Source organism: Comamonas resistens, from assembly GCF_030064165.1.
GTDB classification, from domain to species: domain Bacteria; phylum Pseudomonadota; class Gammaproteobacteria; order Burkholderiales; family Burkholderiaceae_C; genus Comamonas; species Comamonas resistens.
The window spans coordinates 4280595-4305771 of record NZ_CP125947.1 but is presented as its reverse complement, the minus strand read 5'-3'; the positions used below and the strand labels follow the sequence as shown (position 1 = coordinate 4305771).

Sequence of the window (25177 nt, the reverse complement as noted above, 5' to 3'; positions counted from 1 at the left end):
ACAGCAAGCAAGGGCCTGGGCCGGCCGCGCCGCCCCGCAGCGAGGCTGTCGTCCCCCTCCCGTAGAGAGAGGGGGAAGCGGCGCAGCCGCTCAGGGGGTTAGTCGAGTAAAGCCATGCCCTTGATCTGCGCATAGACCTGCATGCCTGCCTGCAGCGCCAGCGCCCGGGCCGAATGCTGGGTGATGCGCGCCAGCAGGCGGGTGTTGCCAGCCTGCAGCGAGACCATGGTCTGACCCGGCCCGTCCTCGCGCAGGCCCAGTACCTGCATGGGCAGGATGTTGAGAATGCTGCTGGCTTCGGGGCGGTGCAGGCTCAGGCTGACATCGCGGGCCTGCACGCGCAGCTGGACCTGACTGCCCACCTGGCGCGGCCTGGCCATGACCAGCTGCAACTGGCCGCCGTCAAAAATCAGCGTGCTCAGGTGGTCGGCCGCGTCATGGCTCTGAACGGTGGCATGCACCACGCTGGAGGCGACATCGCCATGGGCCAGCGGCAGATCCAAGTTGGACAGCAGCTCGGTCACCGAGCCCTGGGCCAGCACGCGGCCTGCGTTCAGCAGCACCATGTGCTGGGCCAGGCGCGCGACCTCGTCCATGGAGTGGCTGACATAGACGATGGGAATCTGCAGCTGGCGCTGCAGCTGCTCCAGATAGGGCAGGACCTCGGCCTTGCGCTGGGCATCGAGCGCGGCCAGAGGTTCGTCCATCAGCAGCACCTCGGGGCTGGTGGCCAGGGCGCGCGCAATCGCCACGCGCTGGCGTTCGCCGCCCGACAGCGTGGCGGGCATGCGTTCCAGCAGGTGGCCTATGCCCAGCAATTCCACGGCACGTTCCTTGGAGACCTGGCGCCGCTCGACAGGCGTGCGCTTCAAACCGTAGGCTATGTTTTTTTGCACCGAGAGATGCGCAAACAGGCTGGCTTCCTGAAACACATAGCCCAGCGCGCGCTGGTGTGTGGGCAGCCATTGCTTGCTTTGATCGTCCTGCCAGATTTTCTGGTTGACCGTGACCCGGCCCCTGGCTCGCTCCAGGCCCGCCAGGCTGCGCAGGCAGGTGGTTTTGCCACAGCCCGAAGGCCCGAACAGCGCCGTGACGCCGTGGCCCGGCAATTTCAGATCGACGTCGAGAGTGAAATCGGCGCGTGCCAGCTGCAGGCGAGCTTCGATAAAGCTGTTCATGCGCGGCGCTCCTTTTTGCCGCCGGGCCGCCCCAAGGCAAAAAACGGCCCCCTCGGGGGGCAGCGGCTACACGCCAGTGATGCAAGCGTGGGGGTCATTTTTTCGGCTGCAGCCAGTTCAAGGTGAGAAGAATGAGGAAGGAGAACACCACCATGCCTGCGGCCAGCCAATGTGCGTGGCTGTACTCCATGGCCTCCACATGGTCGTAGATCTGCACCGAGACCACGCGGGTTTCGCCGGCAATATTGCCGCCCAGCATCAGCACCACGCCGAATTCCCCCACGGTGTGGGCAAAGGTCAGCACGGCGGCGGTGATGAAGCCCGGGCGGGCCAATGGCACGGCCACCGTGAGAAAGCGGTCCAGCGGGCGGGCGCCCAGGCTGGCTGCGGCCTCCATGGGGCGCGCTCCCAGGGCCTCGAAGGCGCGCTGCAGCGGCTGCACGGTAAACGGCATGGAATAGATCAGCGAGCCTATGACCAGGCCCGCAAAGGTGAAGGGTAGCTGGCCAAGGCCCAGGGCCCGCGTGAGCTGGCCTATGGGGCCGTTGGGGCCCATGGTGACCAGAAGGTAAAAGCCGATCACCGTGGGTGGCAGCACCAGCGGCAGGGCGACCACGGCGCCTATGGGGCCGGCCCAGCGCGAGCGCGTATGCGCCAGCCACCAGGCCAGGGGCGTGCACAACAGCATGAGCAGCACCGTGGTCACGCTCGCGAGCTTGAGCGTGAGCCAGATGGCTGCATAGTCTTCGGCGTTCAGTTGCATGAGGTCAAAAAAATCCCCTGGTTTCCCAGCTTAGCCGAGAGGCACCAAGGGCAGAGCAGAAGGTTGATTCAGATGGTTTGAGGCCAAAAGCGCCTCAAACCAGTGTGGAGCAAGCGTCAGAAGCTATAACCGTAGGAGCGGATGATGTCATGCGCCTTGGGGCTGCGCAGATATTTCATCAGAGCCGTGGCGGCTTCGTTGTCCTTGGCGCCGTTCAGCACGATGGCGTCCTGGCGGATGGGCTCGTGCATATTGGCGGGAACCTGCCAGGCCGAGCCTTCGCGGATCTTGCCGTTTTCCATGACTTGCGACAGAGCCACAAAGCCCAGCTGTGCATTGCCAGAAGCGGCGAATTGATAGGTCTGGGCAATGTTTTCGCCCATCACCACCTTGGGCTGAACCTGGGCCGTCAGGCCTTGCTTGTTCAGCACTTCCATGGCGGCCGTGCCATAGGGGGCCAGCTTGGGGTTGGCGATGGCGATGTGCTTGTAGTCGCCGCTCTTGAGCACTTCGCCCTTGTCGTCCACATAACCGGCCTTGGGGCTCCACAGCACCAGGGTACCGATGGCATAGGTAAAGCGCGAGTCGGCCACGCCCTTGCCTTCCTTGGCCAGCTTTTCGGGAGTGGTGTCATCGGCGGCCAGCAGGATGCCGAAGGGGGCGCCGTTGTTGATCTGGGCGTAGAACTTGCCGGTGGCACCGAAGGACAGCTCGGCCTTGTGGCCTGTATCCTTCTCGAACTCGGCGGCGATCTTCTTCATGGGGGCCGTGAAGTTGGCTGCCACGGCGACCGAAACCTCGGCGGCCTGTGCCTGCGCAGACCACAGGCCCAGCACAGCTGTGCCGATCACGGCTGCTGAGCGAGCCAGTTGAAAGGAAAAACCGGTGGAGCGGGCAGTGATCTGAGTCATTGATTGAAGTTCGTTATTCATTGATTGAATAGCGAGTGTAACGTGAATGAACAACTGAGGTCGAGCGGGGAAATTAGCTGTCGGGGCATGATGGCGGTCTATGCCAGACACAGAAAATTTCGAACAAGAACAATTGGATATGCCCGGCGAAGGATCGCTTTCATCCGACTCCGTCTCGCAGGCGCTGGGCTATGACATGGCCGACCGCCGCATTGCCATCCTGCGCGGCATTGCGCAAAGCGGCTCCATCTCTCAGGCTGCACGCGATGTGGGCGTGAGCTACAAGGCGGCCTGGCAGGCCATTGATACCCTGACCAATCTTGCTGGCGTGCCCCTGGTGGAGCGCAGCGTGGGCGGTGTGGGCGGTGGCGGAGCCCAGATGACGGCGGCGGGCCATGAGCTGCTGCAGGCCGCCGAAGCCATGGCGCGGCTGCGCAGCGAGCTGCTCGATCGTCTCAAGGACGGCGCGACATCCATCCAGCCCAATCTGGGCCTGATGACCAGCATGCGCAATCAGTGGCCCTGTACCGTACTCAAGGTGGAATCCATGGGCGGGCAGATTCGTGTCTGGCTGCGTGCTGCGGCCGATGCCGGGGCCGACTGGACGATTGCAGCGCGCATCACGCCGGAAAGCTATGAGCTGCTGGGCCTTGCTCCCGGTGCGCAGGTACTGGCGCTGTGCAAGGCCACGGCCGTCAAGGTCTGGCTGGGCCAGGAGCGGCCAGCGGCCTCCACGCAGTCCATCAATCTCTGGCCTGCCGTGGTGCAGCGTGCCACTTACGGCGCGGCGACGGTCTCCGAAGAGGTGACGGCTTCGGACGAAGTCATCTGCCGGCTGAACTGGGGCGCCCAGATCGTGGGCTTTGCACCGGCCATGAGCGGCCTTGTGGCCGATGACCATGTCTGGCTGGAGGTGGCCGAGTCCGCCGTGGTGGTGGCGGTGGCCTCTCACTGAGAAAAAAGCCTCCACGCTTGCCGGCGGCGTGTGGCTGTTGCTACCAGCAGGGGGCCGCCCGACGGCAATAAAAAAGCCCCCACGCTTGCCCACTTCGTGTGGCCGCTGCCCCCCAAGGGGGCCACTTATTGCCTTAGGGCGGCCCGGCGGCAATAAAAAAAGACCGCCTGTCTTTGCAGATGGGCGGCCAAAAGGGAGGTTTCGGGCAACCGGACTCCCACGTTGAATCAAAGAATCTTCAGTCCACCTTCAAGCCAATCTCTTTGATCAGCGGTGCAAAACGTGCGCGCTCCTTGGCATGGTGGTCCACGAAATCCTGGCGGCTCATGCGCGGCTCGGGCGTAGCGCCCAGGCCCTGGATCACTTCGACCACGTTTTTCTGCTCCAGCGCCTTGATCACGCTGGCGCGCACGGCTTCCACCACGGGGGCGGGCGTGCCTGCTGGCGCGTAGATGCCGAACAGGGTGTCGGCATCGAAGCCCGGCAGGCCGCTTTCGGCCAGCGTGGGCACCTTGGGGTAGAGCGGCGAGCGGTGCGGGCTGCCTATGGCCAGCAGCTTGAGCTTGCCGGCTTCGACCTGCTTGAGGCCGGGGCCCGGATCGAACCAGTACTGGAGCTGGCCGCTGAGCACATCGGTCAGCGCCGGGCCTGCACCCTTGTAGGGAACGTGAATGGCATCGACCTTGGCTGCGCGCTTGAACATCTCGCCGGCCAGATGGGGCGAGCTGCCGGGGCCGGGCGAGCCATAGGACAGCTTGCCGGGGTTGGCCTGCAGGTATTTGACGAAGTCCTGCACATTGCTCACGGGCAGGCTGGGGCTGGTTTCCAGGAACACATGCACGCGGGCCACGGCGGCCACGGGAATCAAGTCCTTTTCAGGATTGAAGGGCAGCTTGCTGTAGATCAGCGGATTGATGCTGATGCCGCCACCGCTGCTCAGCAGCAGTGTGTAGCCGTCCTTGGGTGCACGCACGGTTTCGCCGATACCGATATTGCCGTTGGCGCCGGGCTTGTTGTCCACCACCACCGACTGGCCCAGCTCCTGACTCATGGTCGGAGAAATCGCACGGCCCATCACATCGGCAGCGCCACCGGGCGCGAAGTTGACGATCAGGCGGATGGGGCGATCGGGCCATTTGTCGGCTGCCGTGGCGGGCAGTGCAAAGCTGCTTGCCAGCAGCGCGGGAATAGTTGCCAGGCCAAGACGGCGCAGGCGGTTGAAGCAAGGCTTGTGAGCCATGATTTGTCTCCTTGGATATTTTTTATGGAATGCGCTCGAGTGGGTCAGGCCACTTCTACTTCTACGAGGATGGGGCGAGGGTAAGCAATGGCGTCTTTGAGCACCTGTGCCAGTTGCCCGGCATCTTGCACATGCACGCCGTCGCAGCCATGGCCCTTGGCCATGGCGACAAAGTCGATATCGGGCAGCTCCGTGCCTTCGACCTTTTCACCTTCGCGGTAGCCAAAGACCCTGGAGAAATCCTGCAGCGCCGCATAGCGGCGGTTCTTGAGGATCACAAAGGTGATGGGCAGGCGCAGATTGGCTGCGCTCCACAGGGCCTGGATTGCGTACATCGCCGAGCCGTCGCCGATGACTGCGATCACTTTCTTCTCGGGCTTGGCCATGGCGATGCCCACGGCCGCGGGCATGCTGTGGCCCAGGCCGCCGCTGCACATGGTGAAGAAGGTCTCGCTGTGGAAGATGGGCAGATAGGTCTGAATCGTGGGGCGCGAGCTTGGCGCCTCCTCCACGATGATGCTCTGCGGGTCACGCGCGCCGGCCAGGGTATGCATGGCATAGGCCACCGACATGCGCTCGCCAGCCGCAGGGGCGGCGGGAACGGGCGGTGCGGGCTTGCGTGCCGGGGCGGGGCGCTCGGTGACTTGAGGGCGCGCCAGAAGTTCTTCCACTCCCAGGCGGATATTGCCCACGGCCGCCGTTCCCACGGGGGCCCAGGCCGCGATGGCGGGGTCTTCAATCAGCTGGAACAGCTCGGAGCCTGCGGGGATGAAGGGACCTGCACCTTCGACGTGATAGGTGAAGGCCGCGGCACCGAGGGCAAAGATCTTGTCATGGCTGCCCAGCAGCTCCACGATGCGCTCGCGCATGGCAGGCAGAAAACCGGCGAACAGCGGGTGATCCTCGGGGAAGCTGCAGCGCCCGCTCATGGGGGCCACGAAAACGCGAGCCTGGTGGCGCTCGGCCAGGGCCACGACGGCATCCCAGGCCTGGCCGCGGTCCACGGCTGCGCCGACCACAAAAGCCGGAGAGCGAGCCGCATCCAGTGCGTCGCCAAGGGCGGTCAGGGTCTGTGGATTGGGGCGGGTCTCGAAGCCCACATGGCGCAGCGTGATGGGCTCGCAGGGAACATCCCAGTCGTCTGCTGGGATGGATACAAACACGGGGCCGCGCGGCTCCTGCATGGCGATGTAGTAGGCACGTGCCAGGGCCTGGGGCACGTCCTCGGCGCGGGCGGGCTCGCAACTCCATTTCACATAGGGCTTGGGCAGCTCGGCGGCATCGCGCGAGTGCAGAAACGGGTCGAACTGCAGCAGCGAGCGAGCCTGCTGGCCGGCCGTGATGATCATGGGCGTGCGGTTCTTGAAGGCTGTGAAGATATTGGCCATGGCATGACCGACGCCGGCAGCGGAGTGCAGGTTCACAAAGCTGGCATTGCGCGTGGCCTGGGCATAGCCATCGGCCATGCCCACGACCACGGCTTCCTGCAGGCCCAGCTCATAGGAGAAGTCCTCGGGGTAGTCGCGAAACAGCGGCAGCTCGGTGGAGCCCGGGTTGCCAAAGATGCGGGTCATGCCCAGTTCGCGCAGCATGGCTATGACGGCATGGCGGACGGTGTAGCTGTTGGACGAGGGGGCGACTTGAGGTGTGACTGGCACAGTAGGTTTCCTTGATCGGGCTACTCTTCATGGGTCGGAGCGCTTCTGGGTTGATCTTGCATGGCCGCATAATTTCCAGCAATTGAATAAATCATCTAAGAGATATTCGTGTCATGGATATATCGGGCCTGGATCTCAATCTGTTGCGTGTCTTCGATGCGGTGTTTCGCCATGGCAGCGTCAGCCGTGCGGCGCATGAGCTGGGCCTGTCCCAGCCGGCGGCCAGCCAGGCGGTGACGCGGCTGCGGCAATTGCTGGGCGATCCGCTGTTCGAGCGCATGCATGGCGGAGTGCGGCCCACGCCCAGGGCCGAGCGTCTGGCAGTTGCCGTTCGCACGGCTTTGGCAACGCTGGAGGTTGCCTTGGCGGAGGCGCACAGCTTTGACCCCTTGCAGGCCAATCAGTGCTTTCGCATTCACCTCAGCGATATTGGCGAGGCGCGTTTCCTGCCACCGCTGATGCAGGCCTTGCGTGAGAAGGCTCCGAATGTGCAGCTCGAAACCCTGCCCATGCCCATGGCCGAGATTGCCGATGCGCTCGATCGCGGTTCGCTGGACATTGCCATCGGTTTTCTGCCCGGTGTGACGGGCACGCAGCAGCAGGTGCTGCTGTCCGATCGCTACGCGCTGCTGCTGCGCCAGGGGCATCCGGTGCTCAGGGATTTGAAGACCGAGAGGCTGGATACCGAACATTTGCGTGGCCTCGACTATGTGGTCGTGCGCTCGCATTCCGAGACGCTGCGCATCCTGCGCAAGCTGGAGCTGCAGAATCAGGTGCGGCTGTCGGCGGCCCACTTCATGGCCGTGCCCTCCATCGTGCGCCAGACCGATCTGGCCGTCATCATGCCTGCCGAGATCGCCGAGACCTTTGTGGAACAGGGAGGCTATGTGATGCTGCAGGCCGATCTGCCCGAGAGCGCATTCGATGTCTCCTTGCACTGGAGCTGGCGTTTTGCCCGGGAGCCGGCGAACCAGTGGCTGCGGGAATTGGTCGGCGACGTGTTCCGGCAGCGCAGATAGCGTGGTGGCAAAATAAAAAAGCGCCAGGCTTTTTAGGCTCTGGCGCTTGATGGGTATGCGATAGCAGCTATCTTTATTGAAGCTCCTTGCCCTTGAGTTCGGGAATCAGAAAGACCGTGGCCAGCATGTCCAGCACATAGATGGCGGCCAGCAGCGCAATGGCCACCTGGAAGGAATAGGCCATGGCCAGGGCGCCGATGACGACCGGGCCCAGGCCGCCGACGGCGCGGCCGATATTGAACAACACGTTCTGTGCGGTGGCGCGGGCTTCCGTGGGGTAGGCCTCGCTGATGACAGCGCCGTAGCCGCCCATCATGCCGTTGACGCACAGGCCCATGATGGCACCCACCCACAGCATGGCCGTGGCATCTGTGAGCTGGGAATAGGCCAGCACCGAGATCACGGAGCCGACCTGGAAGATCAGGAAAGTGGGCTTGCGGCCGATGCGGTCGGCCAGTTGGCCGAAGACCCAGATACCCAGCGACATGCCGATGATGGTGACGGCAGTCCACATGGACGACTTGGTCAGGCTGAAGCCCATCTGCTTGGACAGAAAGCTGGGCATCCAGATCATGATGCCGTAGTAGCCGAAGTTCTGCACCGAGGTCAGCACGATCACGCCCAGGCTGATCTTGCGCGTGGCCTTGTCCTTCATCAGCAGCTTCAGGCATTGCATGGCCGAGGGCTGGTCCTTCTTGCTGCGTGCCACGAAGACTTCGGGCTCGTGCAGCTTGTTGCGGATGACCCAGGCCACGACGGCGGGAATCACGCCGATCAGGAACATGCCACGCCAGCCTATCGAGGGCAGCAGCAGCGGGGTCAGCATGGCTGCGCCCAGCACGCCGAGCTGCCAGCCCAGGGCCACATAGGAGGACACGCGGGCACGGTGGCGGGCGGGCCAGGCTTCGGCGGCCAGGGCCATGCCGATGCCGAACTCACCGCCCAAACCGATGCCGGCGATGGTGCGGTAGATCAGCAGGTCCCAATAGCCCTGGGCAAAAGCGCACAGGCCGGTAAAGACGGCAAACAGCACAATCGTCCAGGTCAGCACGCGGATGCGACCGTATTTGTCGCTGAGCATGCCGAAGACGATGCCGCCGAAGACGGCGCCGATCAAGGTCCAGGTCACAAGAGAGCCGGCCTGGCCGGGCGTGAGGTTCAGGTCCTTGGAGATGGCCGAGAGCATGAAGCCCAGAATCAGCAGGTCAAAGCCGTCCATGGCATAGCCGACGGCCGAGCCCATGAGTGCTTTCCAGCTGTATCCGTTGACTTCTGTGGGGGCGGCGGGCGCGGCTGTGCCTGCCACGGCGCCTGTGGTTGATGTGGTCACGGGAGAGTCCTTGAGCGAAGACGGACTTCGGGTGCCTGCAGGCCGGCTTTTGCAGAAAAAAGCCGGCCCTCGCTGGGCGCAAGACCAGCGCGCGGGCACGCGGCGTGCGTGCGGCATCCTTGAGGTGCAACGGGCACGAAAAAGTCCTTGAAGGGGAGTTTGAGCGGCTGGAGCATGGCGGCGCGGTCTGCGCTGATTTCTGCGGTGCAGAAAGGGCAGTGCGGCGCCATGTCGCCTCTGTAAAAAGCGAAAAGCCCCAGCTGCATGAGCAACTGGGGCTTGTATTTGGTGGTCGTAGCGGGACTCGAACCTGCGACATCAGCATTATGAATGCTGCGCTCTAACCAACTGAGCTATACGACCGACAGCCAGAGATTATATCGGAAAAATTGGCTCGTCAGCCGAGTTGGGAATTTTGTGTGTCGGTCACTGTGCGACACAAAGAAAAAACCGCAGTGCTTTTGCAAACACTGCGGTTTCCTTGTCTGGTGGTCGAGGCGGGACTTGAACCTGCGACATCAGCATTATGAATGCTGCGCTCTAACCAACTGAGCTACACGACCAGAGACAGTTATTATATGCAAAAAATCGCTGTCTCATGCGATTTCAGAGATTTCTTGCGAAAAAATCTCGCGTTCGCTGGCACTTATTGATGGGTGAAGTTGGCCGGGCGCTTGTTCACAAACGCATCCATGCCTTCCTTCTGGTCCTGCGTGGCAAACAGCGCGTGGAACAGGCGGCGCTCGAACATCACGCCGTCGGACAGGCCGCTTTCGAAAGCGCGGTTCACGGATTCCTTGGCAGCCATCACGGCCAGCTGAGAGAAGCCGCTGATGATGATGGCGGCGCCCAGCGCTTCTTCCATGAGCTTGTCAAAAGGCACGACGCGGCTGACCAGACCGGCACGTTCGGCCTCGGTGGCGTCCATCATGCGGGCCGTCAGCGCCATGTCCATGGCCTTGGACTTGCCCACGGCGCGGGGCAGGCGCTGCGTGCCGCCGGCACCGGGAATCACGCCCAGCTTGATTTCGGGCTGGCCGAACTTGGCGTTGTCGGCGGCGATGATGAAGTCGCACATCATGGCCAGCTCGCAGCCGCCGCCCAGGGCGAAGCCGCCGACGGCGGCGATCACGGGCTTGCGGATGCTGCGGATGGTTTCCCAGTTGCGCGTGATGTAGTCGCCGCCATAGGCGTCGGCAAAGTTGTACTTGGCCATGGCGCCGATGTCGGCACCGGCGGCGAAGGCACGCTCGCTGCCGGTGATGATCATGCAGCCAATGCTTTTGTCGGCATCGAACTTCCTGAGCGCATCGCCCAGCTCGTCCATGAGCTGGTCGTTCAGGGCATTGAGCTGCTTGGGACGGTTCAGCGTGATGACGCCGACTTTTTCCGCTTCCACGCGGACTTCTATGGTTTCGTAGGCCAAGTTTGTCTCCTGCTAAAGAATGAATCTCTGCTGCCAAGAATAACCGCTGAGCCTGGCTGCCGGCTGTCGCGTTGCAGCCGCCCTGCGGGGGCGGCTTCAGGCTGCAAGGCCCGTCAGCCAGCGCTCTGCGGCGGCCTTGTCGCTGATTTCCAGCCCCAGATTGCTGATGGGCGTGGCAGGCTTTGCATCCTCGCTGGCGGCTTTGGCGGGCGCGATGTCCAGGGCCAGCGTCAGCTCCAGAATCTGCCGGTCACGCACGACCCAGGCGGTCACGGTATTGGAGCTGCCTGCATACAGCGGCACATCGTCCAGTTTGGCAATGCGCCAGCGTTGGCCATCGGTCTCGACGGCCAGCCATTCATCGCCGGCCATCATGCCGGCCTGTTCGGCCAGGCCGCCGTGCAGCACGGTCTTGATCTGCACACTGTGATTTTCCTGAACGCGCAGGCCCAGTTTCTGGGCCAGCTGTGCGGGCTCGGCCTTGCTCTTGATGCCATGCTTGGTCAGCAGCTCGCGCAGCGGCAGGTCGTCGGTGGAGTGCACCCAGGTTTGCAGCTGTCTGGCAATCTCAGGGTTGCCCACTTCGCTGACCACGGCCAGCACATCGGCTTCGCTGATGGGGCCACCCGCGCTTTTGCGCCACAGGCCGCGCATCACATCGTCCAGGCTGTTGCTGCCCTGGGCGCGCAGCGCCAGATCGAGGCACAGCGCAACCAGCGAGCCCTTGGTGTAGTAGCTGACCGTGTGGTTGGCCGTGTTCTCGTCCTGGCGGTAGTACTTGACCCAGGCGTCGAAGCTGGCTTCGGCCACGGACTGGACATGGCGGCCCGGCGTCTGCAGCACCTGGTTGATGGTGCGCGTGATGAGCTTGAGGTACTGGGTGTTGTCTATGAGGCCCGCGCGGCGCAGGAACAGATCGTCGTAGTAACTGGTAAAGCCCTCGAAGAACCACAGCAGCTCGGTGTAGTTCTCCTGCTCGTAGTCGTAGCGGGCCAGCTCGGCAGGTCGCAGGCGCTTGACGTTCCAGGTGTGAAAGTATTCGTGGCTGATCAGGCCCAGCAAGGTGTTGTAGCCTTCGCCGGCCTTGGCTTCGCCCTTGCGCGGCAGATCGCGGCGACCGCAGATCAGCGCCGTGCTGTTGCGGTGCTCGAGGCCGCCATAGTTGTCATCCACCACGTTGAGCATGAAGACATAGCGGTCCATGGGCGGGCGGCTGCCGTCGGCATGCCAGAAGGCGATCTCGGCCTCGCAGATCTTTTTCGTATCGGCCAGCAGGCGCTCGCCATCAAAGCTGGGCGCGGCACCGGCGACCACAAATTCATGGGGTACGCCGCCGGCCTCAAAGCTGCCGCGCCAAAACCGGCCCATCTCCACGGGGCAGTCCACCAGCTCGTCGTAATGGGCTGCCGTGTAGAGGCCGAAGCCGTTGGCATCGATTTGTGCGGGCGTCAGGCCGGTGGCCACCTGCCAGTCCTCGGTGGCGCGGCTGCCGAGCAGCTCCAGCGCATGGGGACGCTCTTCCTGGCCATGCACGCGCAGGCACAGGCTGGTGCCGTTGAAGAAACCGCGCTGGCGGTCCAGCCAGGCCGTACGCACGGATGTGTCGTATGCGCAAACCTGATAGCTGACAACGCATGCTGCATCTGCGCTGCAGCCGATTTTCCATTGATTCTTGCTGAGCTGGCTGACGGGGAGGCTCTGGCCGTTCTGGGTCGCGCTCAGGCCCTGCAGGTTCTTGGAAAACTCGCGCACCAGGTAGCTGCCGGGAATCCACACCGGCAGCGACAGCAGTTGCTGCGCCGCAGGCTGGGCGATATGCAGGCTGATATCAAAAAGATGGGCTTCCACCGCGCTGGCCTGCACGGTGTAGCGAATGCCGGGGGTGTTGAGAACAGCAGTCATGACAGCTCCAAAAATGCGGGCCGGAGCATGCGGATCTGCCGCAGCACGGCCAGTTCCTGCAGATCTGGCACGTGCCGCTCCGGCGATGAAACGAGAGGCTTACTTGGCAGCGGCAGCCAGGTGTTTTTCAACCTCGGCGGCCGAGATGGCGCCGGGTACGCGCACATTGTTGGCGAAAACAATGGTCGGAGTGCCGGTGATCTTGTACTTGCGGCCAAATGCCAGATTGCGCTGGATGGCGGCGGGGTCGCACTGGGCGGCTGGGGCGTTCTTGCTGCTCAGCATCTGCTCATGCCAGGCCTTGGCCGGATCCTTGGCGCACCAGATATTGCGTGACTTTTCGGCCGAATCGGGGCTCAGGATGGGGTAGAGAAAGAGATAGATGGTGACGTTGTCCACGCTCTGCAGGTCTTTTTCAAAGCGCTTGCAGTAGCCGCAGTTCGGGTCTTCGAACACGGCCATCTTGCGCTCGCCCTTGCCATGCACGATGGTGATGGCGTCCTTGATGGGCAGCTGCTTGAAGTCCACTGCCGTCAGCTGGGTCATGCGGTCTTCGGTCAGATTGCGCCTGGCCTTGGTGTCGATCAGCTCGCCCTGGATCAGATAGTTGCCCTTGGCATCGGTGTAGAAAATATCCGTGCCCACGCGCACCTCGTACAGGCCGCTCATGGGGGTGGAGCGCACTTCGTCGATTTTTTCGAGCTGGGGGATGCGCTCTGTCAGCGTTTTCTTGAGATTGGCATCCTGGGCATGCACGCTCAGGCCGAAGGTCAGGCTGGCAGCAGCCAGCACGCAGGCAACAAGTTTCATGGGAAATCTGTAAGGCCGCAGCTGCGGCATGGTGAGACTATCGGTTTCCGCCAGCCCGGCTGAGCCGGGGGCAGGGCTGAGGGCTTGGAGTCTGGCAAGTGCCCGGGGTTCCCTTGATTACAGCAGGCCCATGGCCTGGCGAGCCATCCAGGACTTGAGAGGACCACTGCGCTCGAAGCCTTTCATGCCCCAGTTACGCAGCATTTGCACCGGAACTTCGGGGCGGGCAAACAGCTGCTGCAAGCCGTCCATGGCCATGCCCATGGGCGCCAGGGAGGCCTTGCGCTCGCGTTCGTACTGGCGCAGCAGCTTGAGATCTGCAGGGCTGCGCCAGTAGTCGCGCTCTTGCAGAATGCGTGCCAGCGCCTGCACATCGCCCAGGCCCAGGTTCAGGCCCTGGCCTGCCAGCGGGTGCACATTGTGGGCCGCATCGCCGGCCAGCACCCAGCTTTGCGCGCTGTTCTGGGACAGAGGGCCGCACCAGCGGTCGGCCACGGCCTGCTGCAGAGGCCAGGTGGCGCGTTCGGCGGTCAGTTCCAGCTGGCCCAGAGCATCCTGGCTGATGGCTTGCAGGCGGGTGGTAAAACTTTCTTCATCGCTTTGCAGCCAGTCGGGCACCAGCGAGCGCTCCAGCGACCAGACCACGGCGACTTCCTGGCCTTCGGGGCCGCCCAGGGGCAGAAAAGCCAGAATGCCTTCGGGCGTGAACCATTGGCGGGCAATGCCGCCGTGAGGCAGCTCGCAGCGCAGGCGCGTGGCAATCGCGTGCTGGGAATAGGGCGTGACGGAAAAGTCCACCCCGAACTCGGTGCGGGTGCTGCTGGCGCGGCCTTCGCAGACGGCGGTGAGGGCGGCCTCGACCGGCTCCTTGACGATTTCCACCTGCGGCTGATAGCGCACGGCCTCGGCCAGGCGCTGTTCCAGTGCGGGCACATCGACAATCCAGGCCAGTGCCGCTACATCTTGCGATGCGGCGTCGAATTGAACCTGCCCGTCCAGATCGCCAAACACCTGCATGCCGACCACGGGCGTGGCGTCTTCGTCATCGGGCCAGCAGCGCAGCGACTGCAGCACAGCCCGGGAGCTGGCGTTGAGCGCGTAGGCACGCACATCCTTGTGCTGGGATCTGGCCTGTGGCGGCGCCACCAGCGCCACGCGCAGACGCTCACGCGCCAGCAAAAGAGCCAAGGTCCGGCCCACGATGCCGGCTCCACGAATACATACATCAAAGGTTTGCGCCATGCCCGGCATTGTAGGAGGCGCGGGCAGGGCCTGCGGCCATGGTGGAAACCGCGTGCCTGTGGCAGTCATATCAGGAGAAGACTCTGTAGTTCATAGCGGCTTGCGCAGGTGCTGCTTGGGCTTGAAGGCAAAATGGCTGCAAATTACCGAAGCTGCAAGGAAATTCCATGAATGAGGTTGCCTACGATGTGATGGGTCAGATTGACCAGCTCTGGATCTATCCCATCAAGTCCTGCGCGGGCATTGCCGTCAGGCAGGCCCGTCTGCTGCGCCACGGTTTGCAGTGGGATCGTCACTGGATGGTGGTGGATGCCGATGGTGATTTCCTGACCCAGCGCAGCCACCCGCGCATGGCGCTGATTCGCCCGCAGATCACTGACCGGCATCTGGTGCTGCATGCGCCAGATCAAGACAGCATCGAAATTCCGCTGCTGGCCCAGGGGCAGGCCTGTCGAGCCAGGGTCTGGGATGACACCGTGCAGGCATGGGACCTCGGTGAATGGGCCCAGCCCGTGCGCTGGTGGCTGAGCCAGGTATTGGGAACGGACTGCCGTTTGGTGCGCTTTGACCCTGCTCAAGACCGCCAGGCCAGCGAGCGCTGGGTCCAGGCCGGTGAGGCCCCCGTGCATTTCGCGGACGGGTATCCGCTGTTGCTGCTGAGCCAGGCGGCAGTCGATGAACTCAACCAACGTCTGGCCCGGGCGGGCGAGGCCGTGGTCGATGCCCGGCGCTTTCGGCCTAATATCGTGATTTCGGGCATGGAGGCCCATGACGAGGATCGTGTGGAAGAGCTGGAGCTGCTGGACCAGCCCGGCCTGAGCCTGCGGCCCTGCAAGCCCTGCACGCGCTGCCCCATCCCCGATATCGACCCCGATACGGCGGTTCCCGGCACTTCGGTCGGTCACCAGATTCGCGGCTATCGCCAGGATTCGAGAGTGGGCGGTGCTATTACTTTTGGTATGAATGCCGTGGTCCAGGGCTTACCCGAAGGGCAGGACTCTGCAACTGTGCTGACATTGGGACAGAGCCTGGGTGGGCAGCTGCGTTTCGACTAACACGGTTGTAAGTATTTGTCTGTCATTTGCAGACGGCCTTGGCAGGCGCTGAGTGGTGTGAAGCCAGGGTCCAATCAAGCCAAGAGCAACGGATGAAGGAGGGCATTGTGATGACACTGCAAGCTGGAGACTTCGTGGTTCTTGCGACCAACAGCGCCCATGCGGGAATGATTGCCCGCGTGCTGTGCCGGGCGCCCGAGGTGGACTTTGCCCTGCCCGATGGACGCCCGCACATTGCATGCTGCTCAGGCGAATGGGTGCTGGAGTTCGCCCAGAAGGTTGCCACCCTGCATCGCGGCAGCGATAAGCCCTGCATGAGCAAATACCTGTGCAGCCCGGAATGCCATCTGCAACATCTGGGTAAATCGGCCAGCCTGACGCCGTTGTTCGCGCATGCGCTGCCTGTGGTGCAGGTACCGCTGCCTGTCTGAGCGAATGCGTTACTGTTTTGCACCTCCCGTCAAAAGCCTGCTTTCCAGCAGGCTTTTTTGTGCCCGGGATCCAGTACATCCGGGGCCGCTCATCTGCGATAAACGCCGCTTCATTACAATCAAGGGTTTTCGTGACCTCTGCGCGTGACAGCGGAGGCACGCTCAAGAACAACCAGATTCGCCTCAATGCGGATCGGGCACTTCGGCCACGCAGGTGTGGTGCCAGGCAAGTGCATTGATACCAAAGGAAATTCCATGAGCCTCAAGTGCGGCATCGTGGGCCTGCCCAATGTGGGCAAGTCCACTCTCTTCAACGCCCTGACCAAAGCCGGCATCGCTGCGGAAAACTACCCCTTCTGCACGATCGAGCCCAACACCGGCGTGGTGGAGGTGCCCGACCCCCGCCTGGATCAGCTGGCCGAGATCATCTCGCCCGAGCGCGTGGTTCCCGCCATCGTGGAGTTTGTGGACATCGCCGGTCTGGTGGCTGGCGCTTCCAAGGGCGAAGGCCTGGGCAACCAGTTCCTGGCCCATATCCGCGAAACCGATGCCATCGTCAACGTGGTGCGCTGCTTTGAAGACCCCAACGTGATTCACGTGGCCGGCAAGGTGGACCCTATCGCCGACATCGAAGTCATCCAGACCGAGCTGTGCCTGGCCGATATGGCCACCGTGGAGAAGGCACTGAGCCGCTACAGCAAGGCCGCCAAGTCGGGCAACGACAAGGAAGCCGCCAAGCTGGTGTCGCTGCTGACACCCATCCAAGAAGCGCTGAACGAAGGCAAGCCTGCCCGCGTGGTACCAGTTTCCAAGGAAGATGCGCCCCTGCTCAAGCCTTTCTGCCTGATCACCGCCAAGCCCGCCATGTTTGTAGGCAACGTCTCGGAAGACGGTTTTGAAAACAACCCTCTGCTGGACCGCCTCAAGGAATATGCCGAAGCCCAGGGTGCTCCCGTGGTCGCCATCTGCGCCAAGATCGAAGCCGAAATGGCCGAGATGGACGACGCCGACCGCGACATGTTCCTGGAAGAGCTGGGTCTGGAAGAGCCAGGCCTGAACCGTCTGATCCGTGCCGGCTTCAAGCTGCTGGGCCTGCAGACCTACTTCACCGCTGGGGTGAAGGAAGTGCGCGCCTGGACCGTGCGCGTGGGTGCCACCGCTCCTCAGGCTGCCGGTGTGATTCACGGTGACTTCGAGCGCGGCTTCATTCGTGCCCAGACCATTGCCTTCGAGGACTTCATCGCCTTCAAGGGCGAGCAGGGCGCGAAGGATGCCGGCAAGATGCGCGCCGAAGGCAAGGAATACATCGTCAAGGATGGCGATGTGATGAACTTCCTGTTCAACGTCTAAGCCCTGAAAGCCTTTGAGCAATCTTGCCGAGCAGCACTCCGTGCAGGCTGATCTGGTGGCAGTCCTCGTGGCTGTCACCGGCGGCCAGCCCCGCATACTGACCACCAGGTCGGGGATGGCGTTGCCTGCGGGGCCTTTCACCAGCAATCACCGTTCGCTGCAGGCCAGCCTGCGCGCCTGGGTGGAGACGCAAACCCATCATCCGCTGGGGTTTGTGGAGCAGCTCTATACCTTTGCCGATCGCGACCGTTCGCAGGAGCTGGGCATGCGTGCCATCTCCATCAGCTATCTGGCACTGACGCGCGAGCTGGATGAGGCGGGGCAGGCCCAGCCGGGCTGGCAGGATTGGTACCGCTACTTCCCCTGGGAGGACTGGCGTGAAGGCATGCCTGCCGTGGTGCAGGAGCAGATCGCCCCTGCGCTGCTTGCCTGGAGTGAAGCTGCTGCAGATAGCGTAGCTAGAAGCGCGCGCTGGCAAAGGGCTTCCATGACTTTTGGCCTGGATGGCCATGAGTGGAATGAAGAGCTGGTGCTGCAGCGCTACGAGCTGTTGTTTGAAGCCGGCTTTGTGGCCGAGTCCTGGGGCGATGGCGATGCAGTTCCTGCGGGTCAGCTGCTGCCGGGCATGGCGATGAGCAATGATCACCGCCGCATTCTGGCCACCGGCATGGCACGGCTGCGCGCCAAGATCAAATACCGCCCCGTGGTGTTTGAGCTGATGGCCGACGAGTTTTCACTGCTGCAACTGCAGCAAGCGGTGGAGGCGCTGGCCGGGCGCAGTCTGCACAAGCAGAACTTCCGCCGCCTGATTGAGCAGCAGGCGCTGGTCGAGGAAACCGGACAGATGACCATGGCCGGTGCAGGCCGTCCCGCCAAGCTGTTTCGCTTTCGCCGCAATGTGATGCTGGAGAGGGCCATTGTCGGCAACAAGCTGCCGCTGGCGCGCAGCCACTGAAGAGTGGCCGCAGTGATCCTGCCTGGATGCCGGGGCAGACGGTATTGGCAGTGCTTGAAATTCGCTGCAAAAAGTCAGGACTGAAGTCTCAAAAAAATGAATGATGAATGCTTGACCTGACTAATGCTCATGTTTAGCATAAGTGCACTGTGCGCGACTGATCAAAGCCGTCGCGCTTTTTATTTCTATACAAATACTCAAAATGAGCATTAATGAGATTGCGGCTTTGCCCGTTTCACCTCTGCCCGATGTGATGCTGGAGCCGCTGGTGCGCATGGCCCTGCTGGAAGACCTGGGCCGCGCCGGAGACCTGACCACGGACACCATCGTGCCTGCCGACGCAACGGATGAGCTGCGGCTGGTGGCGCGCCAGGACGGTGTACTGGCCGGGCTGGACCTGGCGCGTCTGGCTTTCACGCTGATGGATGGACAGATGCAGTTCGAGGTCAGCTGCGCCGATGGGACTTTGCTGGCTCCGGGTACGGAGATCGCGCGCATCCGTGGCAAAAGCCGGGCCATTCTTACGGCGGAGCGCACGGCACTCAACTACCTCTGCCATCTGAGCGGCGTGGCCTCGGCCACGCATTCGATTGCCGAAGCCATCAAGCCTTTCGGCACGCGTGTGACCTGCACGCGCAAGACCATGCCCGGCCTGCGTTCGCTGCAAAAGTACGCCGTGCGCGTGGGCGGCGGCAGCAATCACCGCTTCGGCCTGGACGATGCCGTGCTCATCAAGGACAACCACATCGCACTGGCCGGTGATCTGGCCACGGCCGTGGGACGTGCCCGCGCCGGTGTCGGCCATATGGTCAAGATCGAGCTGGAAGTGGACACGCTGGCCCAGTTGGATGTGGCGCTGCAGCTGGGTGTGGATGTGGTGCTGCTGGACAACATGAGCCTGGACGATCTGCGCACGGCCGTGGCCATGTGCAAGGGCCGTGCAATCACCGAAGCCTCAGGCCGCATCAGCCCCGAAACCGCACCGGCCGTGGCCGCCACGGGCGTGGACCAGATCGCCGTGGGCTGGCTCACGCATAGCGCCAAGGTGCTGGATATCGGGCTGGATGCATGAATGATGCCCCCTTGAGCCGCTGCGCGGCCTCCCCCCAAGGGGGACGACAGCATTGCGGCGCGGCGGCGCTTGCTTGCTGTCTCGCGCGCGGGGACTTGCGCAGGCTCGTTGGCAAGGATTAAGAGATGTCATTGATTCAAAAGCGTCGCAGTTGGGTGGTGCTGGGTGCTGCAGCGCTGGCGGTGACGGCGGTGGGCCTGTGGCATGCCCGTACAGGGACTGCGGCCATGCGGTTTGAAAAGCCCATCACCATCGTCGTGACCTTTCCGCCGGGCGGGGGCACGGACTTGCTGGCGCGCAAGCTGGGGGCCGAGCTGCAGCAGCGCATAGCCCAGCCCGTGGTGGTGGAAAACCGGCCGGGTGCCAGCGGCAATATCGGTGCGCGTGCCGTGGCCGAAGCCGCGCCCGATGGTACGACCCTGTTGATGGCCAATAGCTCGTTTGCCATCAATCCTGGCGTGTACCGCGAGCTGGGTTTTGATCCGCACAAGGACTTCAAGGCGGTGTTCAATGCCGGCACCATTGCGTCGGTGCTGGTCGTGCCTCAGCACAGCAATGTGCATGGTCTGGCAGATGTGCTGGCGCAAAGCTCGGCCGACAAGCCGCTGGCTTTTGCCAGCTGCGGCAATGGCACGCCCCAGCATATGGCGGGCGAGATGTTGACCCAGGCGGCGCACATGCGTTTGCAGCATGTGCCTTACAAGGGTTGTGGCCCGGCCATCTCCGCCGTGGCGGCAGATCAGGTACCGCTTGGCATGGTCACGGCCAGCAGCGCGGCGCCATTAATTGAAGCCGGGCGTGTGCGGGCGATTGCCGTCACGGCGCCGACACGCGTGGCGTCTCTGCCGGATATTCCGACCCTGGCCGAGCAGGGCGTGGCGGGCTTTGCCGTGGAGCAGTGGCATGGCTTGCTGGCTCCCGCGGCAACGCCAGAAGCGGTGATTGCCCGTTTGCACCAGGAGCTGGCGCAGATTCTGGCTGAACCGGCAATGCAGCAGTCCTTGCGTGCGCAAGGCTACACCTTGGTTTGTCAAAGTTCTGAACAGTTCGGCCAGCTCATTGCGGCCGATATGGAGCGCTATGCGGCCGTGACGGCGCAGCTTGGACTCAAGGCCGATTGAGAAGTGCAGAGGGCCGCTGTTGCCCACGCTTGAAGTCCTGACAGGCTACCGGCAACGGTGGCCTGTTTTGTTTCAGGCCTGTGACGAACTCGCTATACCAAGGTATAGCCTGGGGCAACCAAAAAACAGACCTGCCTTCCCAAGGAAGGCTCGCTTTGTTGCAGGCCGGATTTGATAATTCAAGGCTAGGAGCAGGGCAGCAGACCCTGCCACCGAGGCGACAGCCTTGTCGTCCATCGAAGGGAGGGGTTTCCGCTGGATTCATTCCTTGATGGCGTCATGGAGCACGGTCTTGCCCGTGTCTTTGCGCATGTCTGTCTCGCTGCACGGAAGCTCCTGTCATGAAGGAGTTGCGAGTGCAGGGCAGCATCGGCTCTCAGGCCGGGATCTGCCCTGACCATATTGATGCCACTGTTTGCTTCTTATGAAACCAGTTCTGAATTTTCATCACCCCGTGGGGGTCGCGTGTCTGCTGCTGTGTCTGGCTCTCAGCGCTTGCAATGGCGACAAACAAGCCCCGGCTGCCGATGCCGATAGCCAGACGGCCTTGCGCCGCGAGGGCAGTCTGGTCCTGGTGCCGCTTCAGTCCCCGGTGCTGGCGCAATTGAAGCTGGCCGAAGCCACTTTGGAGCATGTCCAAACGCTGATCTCCGCGCCGGCCACTATCGAGGCGGAGCCCGAAAAACTGGTCAAGATCACGCCTCCAGTCGCGGGTCGGCTGGTGCGCCTGCATCGGCAACTGGGTGACCCGGTCAAGGCCGGCGAGGCCTTGATCACCATGGACTCATCCGATATCTCGAGCGCCCGGGCCGACAATGCCAAGGCCCAGTCCGCGCTCCTGCATGCCAAGCAGGAGTTCGACCGCCAGAAGCTGCTGTTTGATGCGGAGATCGCGGCGCGCAAGGATTACGAGGCCGCCCAGCAGTCCCTGGCATCGGCCAGCGCCGATGCGCGCGCGGCGACCGATCGTCTGGCCCAGCTGGGTGCCGATGTGCAGGCCAGCTCGCGCGGCAGCTATGTGATCAAGTCGCCGATCAGCGGGCGCGTGGTCGATATGGCGGGATCGCAAGGCGGTTACTGGAACGATGTGAATGCTTCGGTGATGACCGTGGCCGACCTCAGCAAGGTCTGGCTCAGCGCCAGCGTGCCCGAGCGCGATCTGGCCCATGTGGACGTGGGCCAGGAAGCGCATATCGCGCTGACGGCCTATCCAGACCTCAAGCTCGAAGGCCGTGTGCAATACGTGGGCGAGATCGTCGATACGGCCACGCGCAGCGTCAAGGTGCGGGTGGCTGTGGACAACCGCGAAGGGCGGCTGCGTCCCGGTATGTTTGCGCGCGTGAGCTTCGACGGCCCGGGCCGTGACGCCCTCATGGTGCCGACCACGGCGCTGTTGCAGGGCAATGTGAGCACGCGGGTGTTCGTGGACAAAGGCCGCACGGACAAGGGCGCGCGCTTCGAGCCGCGTGACGTGCAGGTCGGCGTGCAGCAGGACGGCAAGGTGGAGATCCGCTCGGGTCTGGCGGCTGGCGAGCGCATCGTCGTCAACGGTGGAGTGCTGCTGCAATGATAGAGCGCATCGTCAATCTCAGTTTCGCCCGCCGCGGCGTGGTGTGGCTGATCTTCATTTTCGCGGCCCTGTATGGCGGGTTCAGCTGGAAGCAGCTGCCGCTGGAAGCCTATCCCGACATCGCCGACGTGACCTCGCAGATCGTCACCCAGGTGCCGGGCCTGGCGGCCGAGGAAATCGAGCAGCAGATCACGATTCCGCTGGAGCGCGCACTGCTGGCCACGCCGGGCATGCATGTGCTGCGCTCGCGCAGCCTGTTCGGTCTGTCGTTGATCACCGTGGTGTTCGAGGACGGCGTCGACGGCTACTGGGCGCGCCAGCGCCTCAAGGAGCGCATGGACGATGTCGCTCTGCCCTATGGCGCACGTGCCACGCTGGATCCCTACAGCTCGCCCACGGGCGAGGTCTACCGCTACACGCTGGAAAGCCCCACGCACAGCCTGCGCGAGCTGTCGGAGCTCCAGCAATGGGTGGTGATTCCGCGCCTCAAGAAAGCCCAGTCCGTGGTGGACGTGACCAATTTCGGCGGCCTGACCACGCAGTTCATGCTCGAACTCGATCCCGCGCGTCTGCTGCAGTACGGGCTGACGCTGTCGCAGGTGATCGATGCCATCAATGCCAACAATGCCAGCGGTGGCGGCAGCGTCATCGACCGCGGCGAAGTCTCCTATGTGGTGCGCGGCGTGGGCCTGCTGAGATCGCTGGACGATATGGGCAATGTGGTGGTCAAGACCTCGGACAACGGCACGCCCATCCTGGTCAAGGACCTGGGGCGCCTGACCTATGGCAATGTGGAACGCCGCGGCATTCTGGGCAAGGATGACAATTCCGACACGCTGGAAGGCATTGTGCTGCTGCTCAAGGGCGCGAACCCCTCGCAGGCACTGGAAGGCATTCACGCGGCAGTGAAGGAACTCAATGAAAAGCTGCTGCCTGCCGATGTCAAGGTCGTACCTTATCTGGACCGCACCACGCTGATCGAGCGCACCACGCATACCGTGGGCAAGACCCTGGCCGAGGGCATGATCGTCGTGACCCTGGTGCTGCTGCTGTTCCTGGGCAGCCCGCGCGCGGCGCTGATCGTGGCGCTGACGATTCCCATGGCGCTGCTGCTGGCCTTCGTCTTCATGCACCACGCCAAGATCCCGGCCAATCTGCTGTCGCTGGGAGCCATCGACTTCGGCATTTTGGTCGACGGCTCGGTGGTGGTGGTCGAGAACATTCTGCGGCGGCGCGAGGCCGAGCGTGAACGGACCCTGACGCCCCGCGATGCCATCTCGGCCACGCTGCAGGTGGCGCGTCCCATCTTCTTCGGCATGTGCGTGATCGCGGCCGCCTATCTGCCGCTGTTCGGTTTCGAGCGCATCGAGTACAAGCTGTTCTCGCCCATGGCCAGCGCCGTGGGTGCGGCCCTGGTAGGTGCTTTGGCCGTGGCGTTGCTGCTCACGCCGGCTCTGGCCTGGCTGGCGTTCCGCAAGCCGCGCAAGATCTTCCACAACCCCGTGCTGCATTGGCTGGGTGAGCGCTACGACCACTTTCTCGGCGTCGCCGTGGGCCAGATGCGCTGGCTGGTCGGCGCCGTGGTGGCGGCGCTGGTGGCTCTGGTGCTGCTGGCCGGCACCATTGGCCGCGACTTCCTGCCTTATCTGGACGAGGGCTCGATCTGGCTGCAGGTGCAGATGCCGCCCGGCATCACGCTGGACAAGGCACGCGATATGGCCGACGAGCTGCGCCGCGCCACGCTGGAGTTTCCCGAGGTGTCCTATATCGTGACCCAGACGGGCCGCAACGACGATGGCACCGACTACTGGACGCCCTCGCACATCGAGGCCAGCGTGGGCCTGCATCCCTATGGCGAGTGGAAATCCGGCCTGACCAAGCAGCAGCTGATCGCCAAGATGGCCGAGCGCTTCGAGAAGATGCCCGGCTATACCGTGGGCTTCATGCAGCCCATGATCGACGGCGTGCAGGACAAGCTCTCGGGCGCGCACAGCGATCTGACCGTGAAGGTCTACGGCCAGGATCTGAGCGAGGACCGGCGCGTGGCCGACGAGATGGTGGCGATTCTGTCCAAGGTGCCCGGCGCGGCCGATGTGGCCGTGGACATCGAGCCGCCGCTGCCCAATCTGCGCATCGACCTGGACCGCGCGGCTGCGGCGCGCTACGGTATCAACGCGGCCGATGTGGCCCAGCTGATCTCCACGGGCGTGGGCGGGGCCTCCATAGGCCAGCTCTACGTGGGTGAACGCAGCTACGACATGACGGTGCGCTTCACGCCCGGCACGCGCAACAGCCCCGAGGCCATAGGTGCGCTGCGTCTGGCTGCAGCCAACGGCGCCCAGGTGCCGCTGGCCGACGTGGCGCGCATCAGCACCACGGTGGGCCAGAGCGTGATCGTGCGTGAGGGCGGCGAGCGCCACATCCTGGTCAAGCTCAACGTGCGCGACCGCGACCTTGCGGGCTTCCTCAAGGATGCGCACGACGCCATCGACGCCCAGCTCCAGTACGACCACCAGAAGATCCACATCGAGTGGGGCGGCCAGTTCGAGAACCTGCAGCGTGCCGAGGCGCGGCTGCTGGTCATCCTGCCGCTGACGCTGGGCATCATGCTGGTGCTGCTGTTCGGCGAGTTCGGCAATCTGCGCCAGCCGCTGCTGGTGCTGGGCGTGGTGCCGCTGGCCATGATTGGCGGCTTTGCAGGCCTGCATCTGCGCGGCATGACGCTCAATGTCTCGAGCGCCGTGGGCTTTATCGCGCTGTTCGGCGTGGCCGTGCTGTCGGGGGTGCTAATGGTCTCGCAGATCAACCGGTTGCGCCGCGAGGATGGACTGGAGCTGCGTGCAGCGGTGCATGAAGGCGCTTCGAGCCGTATGCGCCCGGTGCTGATGACGGCCACGGTGGCCGCTTTCGGCCTCACGCCGGCCATGCTGGCCACGGGACTGGGCAGCGATGTGCAGCGGCCCCTGGCCACAGTGGTGGTCTGCGGCCTGGTCAGTGCCACCTTGCTGACCTTGCTGCTGCTGCCCAACCTCTATTACGTGATCGAACTGCGTGCCCAGCGCGCAGCCGAGCGCAAGCGCCGGCGCGCGGCCGAGCGCGGTGAACTCGACGATGAAAGCGAAGGCCCGGTGACGACTGTTGCCGCTGCGGAGCGCATGGCTCCCTGAGCGGGTTGCCGACCAAACTGGA

The 25177-nt window shown here is 63.5% G+C and carries 20 protein-coding genes and 2 tRNA genes; 10 read left to right on the top strand and 12 right to left on the bottom strand.

Annotated features, from left to right (window positions below; all coding sequences use genetic code 11):
• Window positions 1-98: 98 nt before the first annotated feature.
• From modC to modA, 3 genes are all read right to left on the bottom strand, one after another.
• On the bottom strand, window positions 99-1178 hold the full coding sequence (gene modC, locus QMY55_RS20060; protein ID WP_283485869.1) for a molybdenum ABC transporter ATP-binding protein: 1080 nt from the start codon (window positions 1176-1178) through the stop codon (window positions 99-101).
• Between the two features lie 94 nt (window positions 1179-1272).
• Window positions 1273-1941, bottom strand: a complete 669-nt coding sequence (gene modB / locus QMY55_RS20055; RefSeq protein WP_283485868.1) for a molybdate ABC transporter permease subunit — start codon at window positions 1939-1941, stop codon at window positions 1273-1275.
• Window positions 1942-2057: 116 nt separating this feature from the next.
• A complete protein-coding gene (modA, locus tag QMY55_RS20050; RefSeq protein WP_283485867.1) occupies window positions 2058-2852 on the bottom strand; it encodes a molybdate ABC transporter substrate-binding protein in 795 nt (264 codons plus the stop codon).
• 100 nt (window positions 2853-2952) lie between these two features.
• Here modA and QMY55_RS20045 point away from each other — a divergent pair, with 100 nt between their 5' ends.
• A complete protein-coding gene (locus QMY55_RS20045) occupies window positions 2953-3807 on the top strand; it encodes a TOBE domain-containing protein (RefSeq protein WP_283485866.1) in 855 nt (284 codons plus the stop codon).
• 238 nt (window positions 3808-4045) lie between these two features.
• Here QMY55_RS20045 and QMY55_RS20040 read toward each other — a convergent pair whose 3' ends face one another.
• Entirely contained in the window at window positions 4046-5047 is a 1002-nt protein-coding gene (locus QMY55_RS20040; protein WP_283485865.1) for a Bug family tripartite tricarboxylate transporter substrate binding protein, read from the bottom strand.
• A 44-nt stretch (window positions 5048-5091) separates the two neighbouring features.
• Window positions 5092-6705, bottom strand: coding sequence for a benzoylformate decarboxylase (gene mdlC, locus QMY55_RS20035; protein ID WP_283485864.1), 1614 nt, complete (start codon window positions 6703-6705; stop codon window positions 5092-5094).
• Between the two features lie 113 nt (window positions 6706-6818).
• Between mdlC and QMY55_RS20030 the strand changes: the two genes are divergently transcribed.
• The gene (locus tag QMY55_RS20030; RefSeq protein ID WP_283485863.1) at window positions 6819-7724 is read left to right on the top strand and encodes a LysR family transcriptional regulator; all 906 of its coding nucleotides are present in this window, start codon (window positions 6819-6821) and stop codon (window positions 7722-7724) included.
• 73 nt (window positions 7725-7797) lie between these two features.
• On the opposite strand, the gene QMY55_RS20025 is transcribed toward QMY55_RS20030, so the two are convergent.
• From QMY55_RS20025 to QMY55_RS19995, 7 genes are all read right to left on the bottom strand, one after another.
• Window positions 7798-8967: an MFS transporter gene (locus tag QMY55_RS20025; protein ID WP_283489023.1), complete on the bottom strand. Its 1170-nt coding sequence runs from the start codon at window positions 8965-8967 to the stop codon at window positions 7798-7800.
• A gap of 373 nt (window positions 8968-9340) precedes the next feature.
• A tRNA-Met gene (locus tag QMY55_RS20020) sits at window positions 9341-9417 on the bottom strand.
• A 123-nt stretch (window positions 9418-9540) separates the two neighbouring features.
• Window positions 9541-9617 (bottom strand) — tRNA-Met (locus tag QMY55_RS20015).
• An 83-nt stretch (window positions 9618-9700) separates the two neighbouring features.
• The gene (locus QMY55_RS20010; RefSeq protein WP_283485862.1) at window positions 9701-10480 is read right to left on the bottom strand and encodes an enoyl-CoA hydratase; all 780 of its coding nucleotides are present in this window, start codon (window positions 10478-10480) and stop codon (window positions 9701-9703) included.
• 96 nt (window positions 10481-10576) lie between these two features.
• Entirely contained in the window at window positions 10577-12382 is a 1806-nt protein-coding gene (locus tag QMY55_RS20005) for a M61 family metallopeptidase (protein ID WP_283485861.1), read from the bottom strand.
• Window positions 12383-12481: 99 nt separating this feature from the next.
• Window positions 12482-13192 carry a DsbC family protein gene (locus QMY55_RS20000; RefSeq protein ID WP_283485860.1) on the bottom strand — a complete coding sequence of 237 codons (711 nt, stop codon included), beginning with the start codon at window positions 13190-13192 and terminating at the stop codon, window positions 12482-12484.
• A gap of 117 nt (window positions 13193-13309) precedes the next feature.
• Entirely contained in the window at window positions 13310-14434 is a 1125-nt protein-coding gene (locus QMY55_RS19995; protein ID WP_283485859.1) for an FAD-dependent monooxygenase, read from the bottom strand.
• A gap of 167 nt (window positions 14435-14601) precedes the next feature.
• Here QMY55_RS19995 and QMY55_RS19990 point away from each other — a divergent pair, with 167 nt between their 5' ends.
• The 8 genes from QMY55_RS19990 to QMY55_RS19955 all read left to right on the top strand — a co-directional run bounded on the left by QMY55_RS19990 (window position 14602) and on the right by QMY55_RS19955 (window position 25155).
• Entirely contained in the window at window positions 14602-15489 is an 888-nt protein-coding gene (locus QMY55_RS19990) for an MOSC domain-containing protein (RefSeq protein ID WP_283485858.1), read from the top strand.
• 110 nt (window positions 15490-15599) lie between these two features.
• Window positions 15600-15920, top strand: a complete 321-nt coding sequence (locus QMY55_RS19985) for a hypothetical protein (protein WP_283485857.1) — start codon at window positions 15600-15602, stop codon at window positions 15918-15920.
• A 255-nt stretch (window positions 15921-16175) separates the two neighbouring features.
• Window positions 16176-17270: a redox-regulated ATPase YchF gene (gene ychF / locus QMY55_RS19980; protein ID WP_283485856.1), complete on the top strand. Its 1095-nt coding sequence runs from the start codon at window positions 16176-16178 to the stop codon at window positions 17268-17270.
• 13 nt (window positions 17271-17283) lie between these two features.
• The gene (locus QMY55_RS19975; protein ID WP_283485855.1) at window positions 17284-18225 is read left to right on the top strand and encodes an NUDIX hydrolase; all 942 of its coding nucleotides are present in this window, start codon (window positions 17284-17286) and stop codon (window positions 18223-18225) included.
• A gap of 202 nt (window positions 18226-18427) precedes the next feature.
• Complete coding sequence (gene nadC, locus QMY55_RS19970; protein ID WP_283485854.1) at window positions 18428-19297, top strand: carboxylating nicotinate-nucleotide diphosphorylase; 870 nt, start codon at window positions 18428-18430, stop codon at window positions 19295-19297.
• A gap of 125 nt (window positions 19298-19422) precedes the next feature.
• The gene (locus QMY55_RS19965; RefSeq protein WP_283485853.1) at window positions 19423-20418 is read left to right on the top strand and encodes a tripartite tricarboxylate transporter substrate binding protein; all 996 of its coding nucleotides are present in this window, start codon (window positions 19423-19425) and stop codon (window positions 20416-20418) included.
• 424 nt (window positions 20419-20842) lie between these two features.
• Window positions 20843-21988: an efflux RND transporter periplasmic adaptor subunit gene (locus QMY55_RS19960; RefSeq protein ID WP_283485852.1), complete on the top strand. Its 1146-nt coding sequence runs from the start codon at window positions 20843-20845 to the stop codon at window positions 21986-21988.
• Window positions 21985-25155: an efflux RND transporter permease subunit gene (locus QMY55_RS19955; protein WP_283485851.1), complete on the top strand. Its 3171-nt coding sequence runs from the start codon at window positions 21985-21987 to the stop codon at window positions 25153-25155. The genes QMY55_RS19960 and QMY55_RS19955 overlap by 4 nt, the downstream gene beginning before the upstream one ends.
• Window positions 25156-25177: the final 22 nt, after the last annotated feature.

Bases quoted from the DNA above. Each gene is read 5' to 3' on its own strand.
- modC (WP_283485869.1), bottom strand. From the start codon at position 1,178: ATGAACAGCTTTATCGAAGCTCGCCTGCAGCTGGCACGCGCCGATTTC.
- modB (WP_283485868.1), bottom strand. From the start codon at position 1,941: ATGCAACTGAACGCCGAAGACTATGCAGCCATCTGGCTCACGCTCAAG.
- modA (WP_283485867.1), bottom strand. From the start codon at position 2,852: ATGACTCAGATCACTGCCCGCTCCACCGGTTTTTCCTTTCAACTGGCT.
- QMY55_RS20045 (WP_283485866.1), top strand. From the start codon at position 2,953: ATGCCAGACACAGAAAATTTCGAACAAGAACAATTGGATATGCCCGGC.
- QMY55_RS20040 (WP_283485865.1), bottom strand. From the start codon at position 5,047: ATGGCTCACAAGCCTTGCTTCAACCGCCTGCGCCGTCTTGGCCTGGCA.
- QMY55_RS20030 (WP_283485863.1), top strand. From the start codon at position 6,819: ATGGATATATCGGGCCTGGATCTCAATCTGTTGCGTGTCTTCGATGCG.
- QMY55_RS20025 (WP_283489023.1), bottom strand. From the start codon at position 8,967: ATGGGCTCGGCCGTCGGCTATGCCATGGACGGCTTTGACCTGCTGATT.
- QMY55_RS20005 (WP_283485861.1), bottom strand. From the start codon at position 12,382: ATGACTGCTGTTCTCAACACCCCCGGCATTCGCTACACCGTGCAGGCC.
- QMY55_RS20000 (WP_283485860.1), bottom strand. From the start codon at position 13,192: ATGAAACTTGTTGCCTGCGTGCTGGCTGCTGCCAGCCTGACCTTCGGC.
- QMY55_RS19995 (WP_283485859.1), bottom strand. From the start codon at position 14,434: ATGGCGCAAACCTTTGATGTATGTATTCGTGGAGCCGGCATCGTGGGC.
- QMY55_RS19990 (WP_283485858.1), top strand. From the start codon at position 14,602: ATGAATGAGGTTGCCTACGATGTGATGGGTCAGATTGACCAGCTCTGG.
- QMY55_RS19985 (WP_283485857.1), top strand. From the start codon at position 15,600: ATGACACTGCAAGCTGGAGACTTCGTGGTTCTTGCGACCAACAGCGCC.
- ychF (WP_283485856.1), top strand. From the start codon at position 16,176: ATGAGCCTCAAGTGCGGCATCGTGGGCCTGCCCAATGTGGGCAAGTCC.
- nadC (WP_283485854.1), top strand. From the start codon at position 18,428: ATGAGCATTAATGAGATTGCGGCTTTGCCCGTTTCACCTCTGCCCGAT.
- QMY55_RS19965 (WP_283485853.1), top strand. From the start codon at position 19,423: ATGTCATTGATTCAAAAGCGTCGCAGTTGGGTGGTGCTGGGTGCTGCA.
- QMY55_RS19960 (WP_283485852.1), top strand. From the start codon at position 20,843: ATGAAACCAGTTCTGAATTTTCATCACCCCGTGGGGGTCGCGTGTCTG.
- QMY55_RS19955 (WP_283485851.1), top strand. From the start codon at position 21,985: ATGATAGAGCGCATCGTCAATCTCAGTTTCGCCCGCCGCGGCGTGGTG.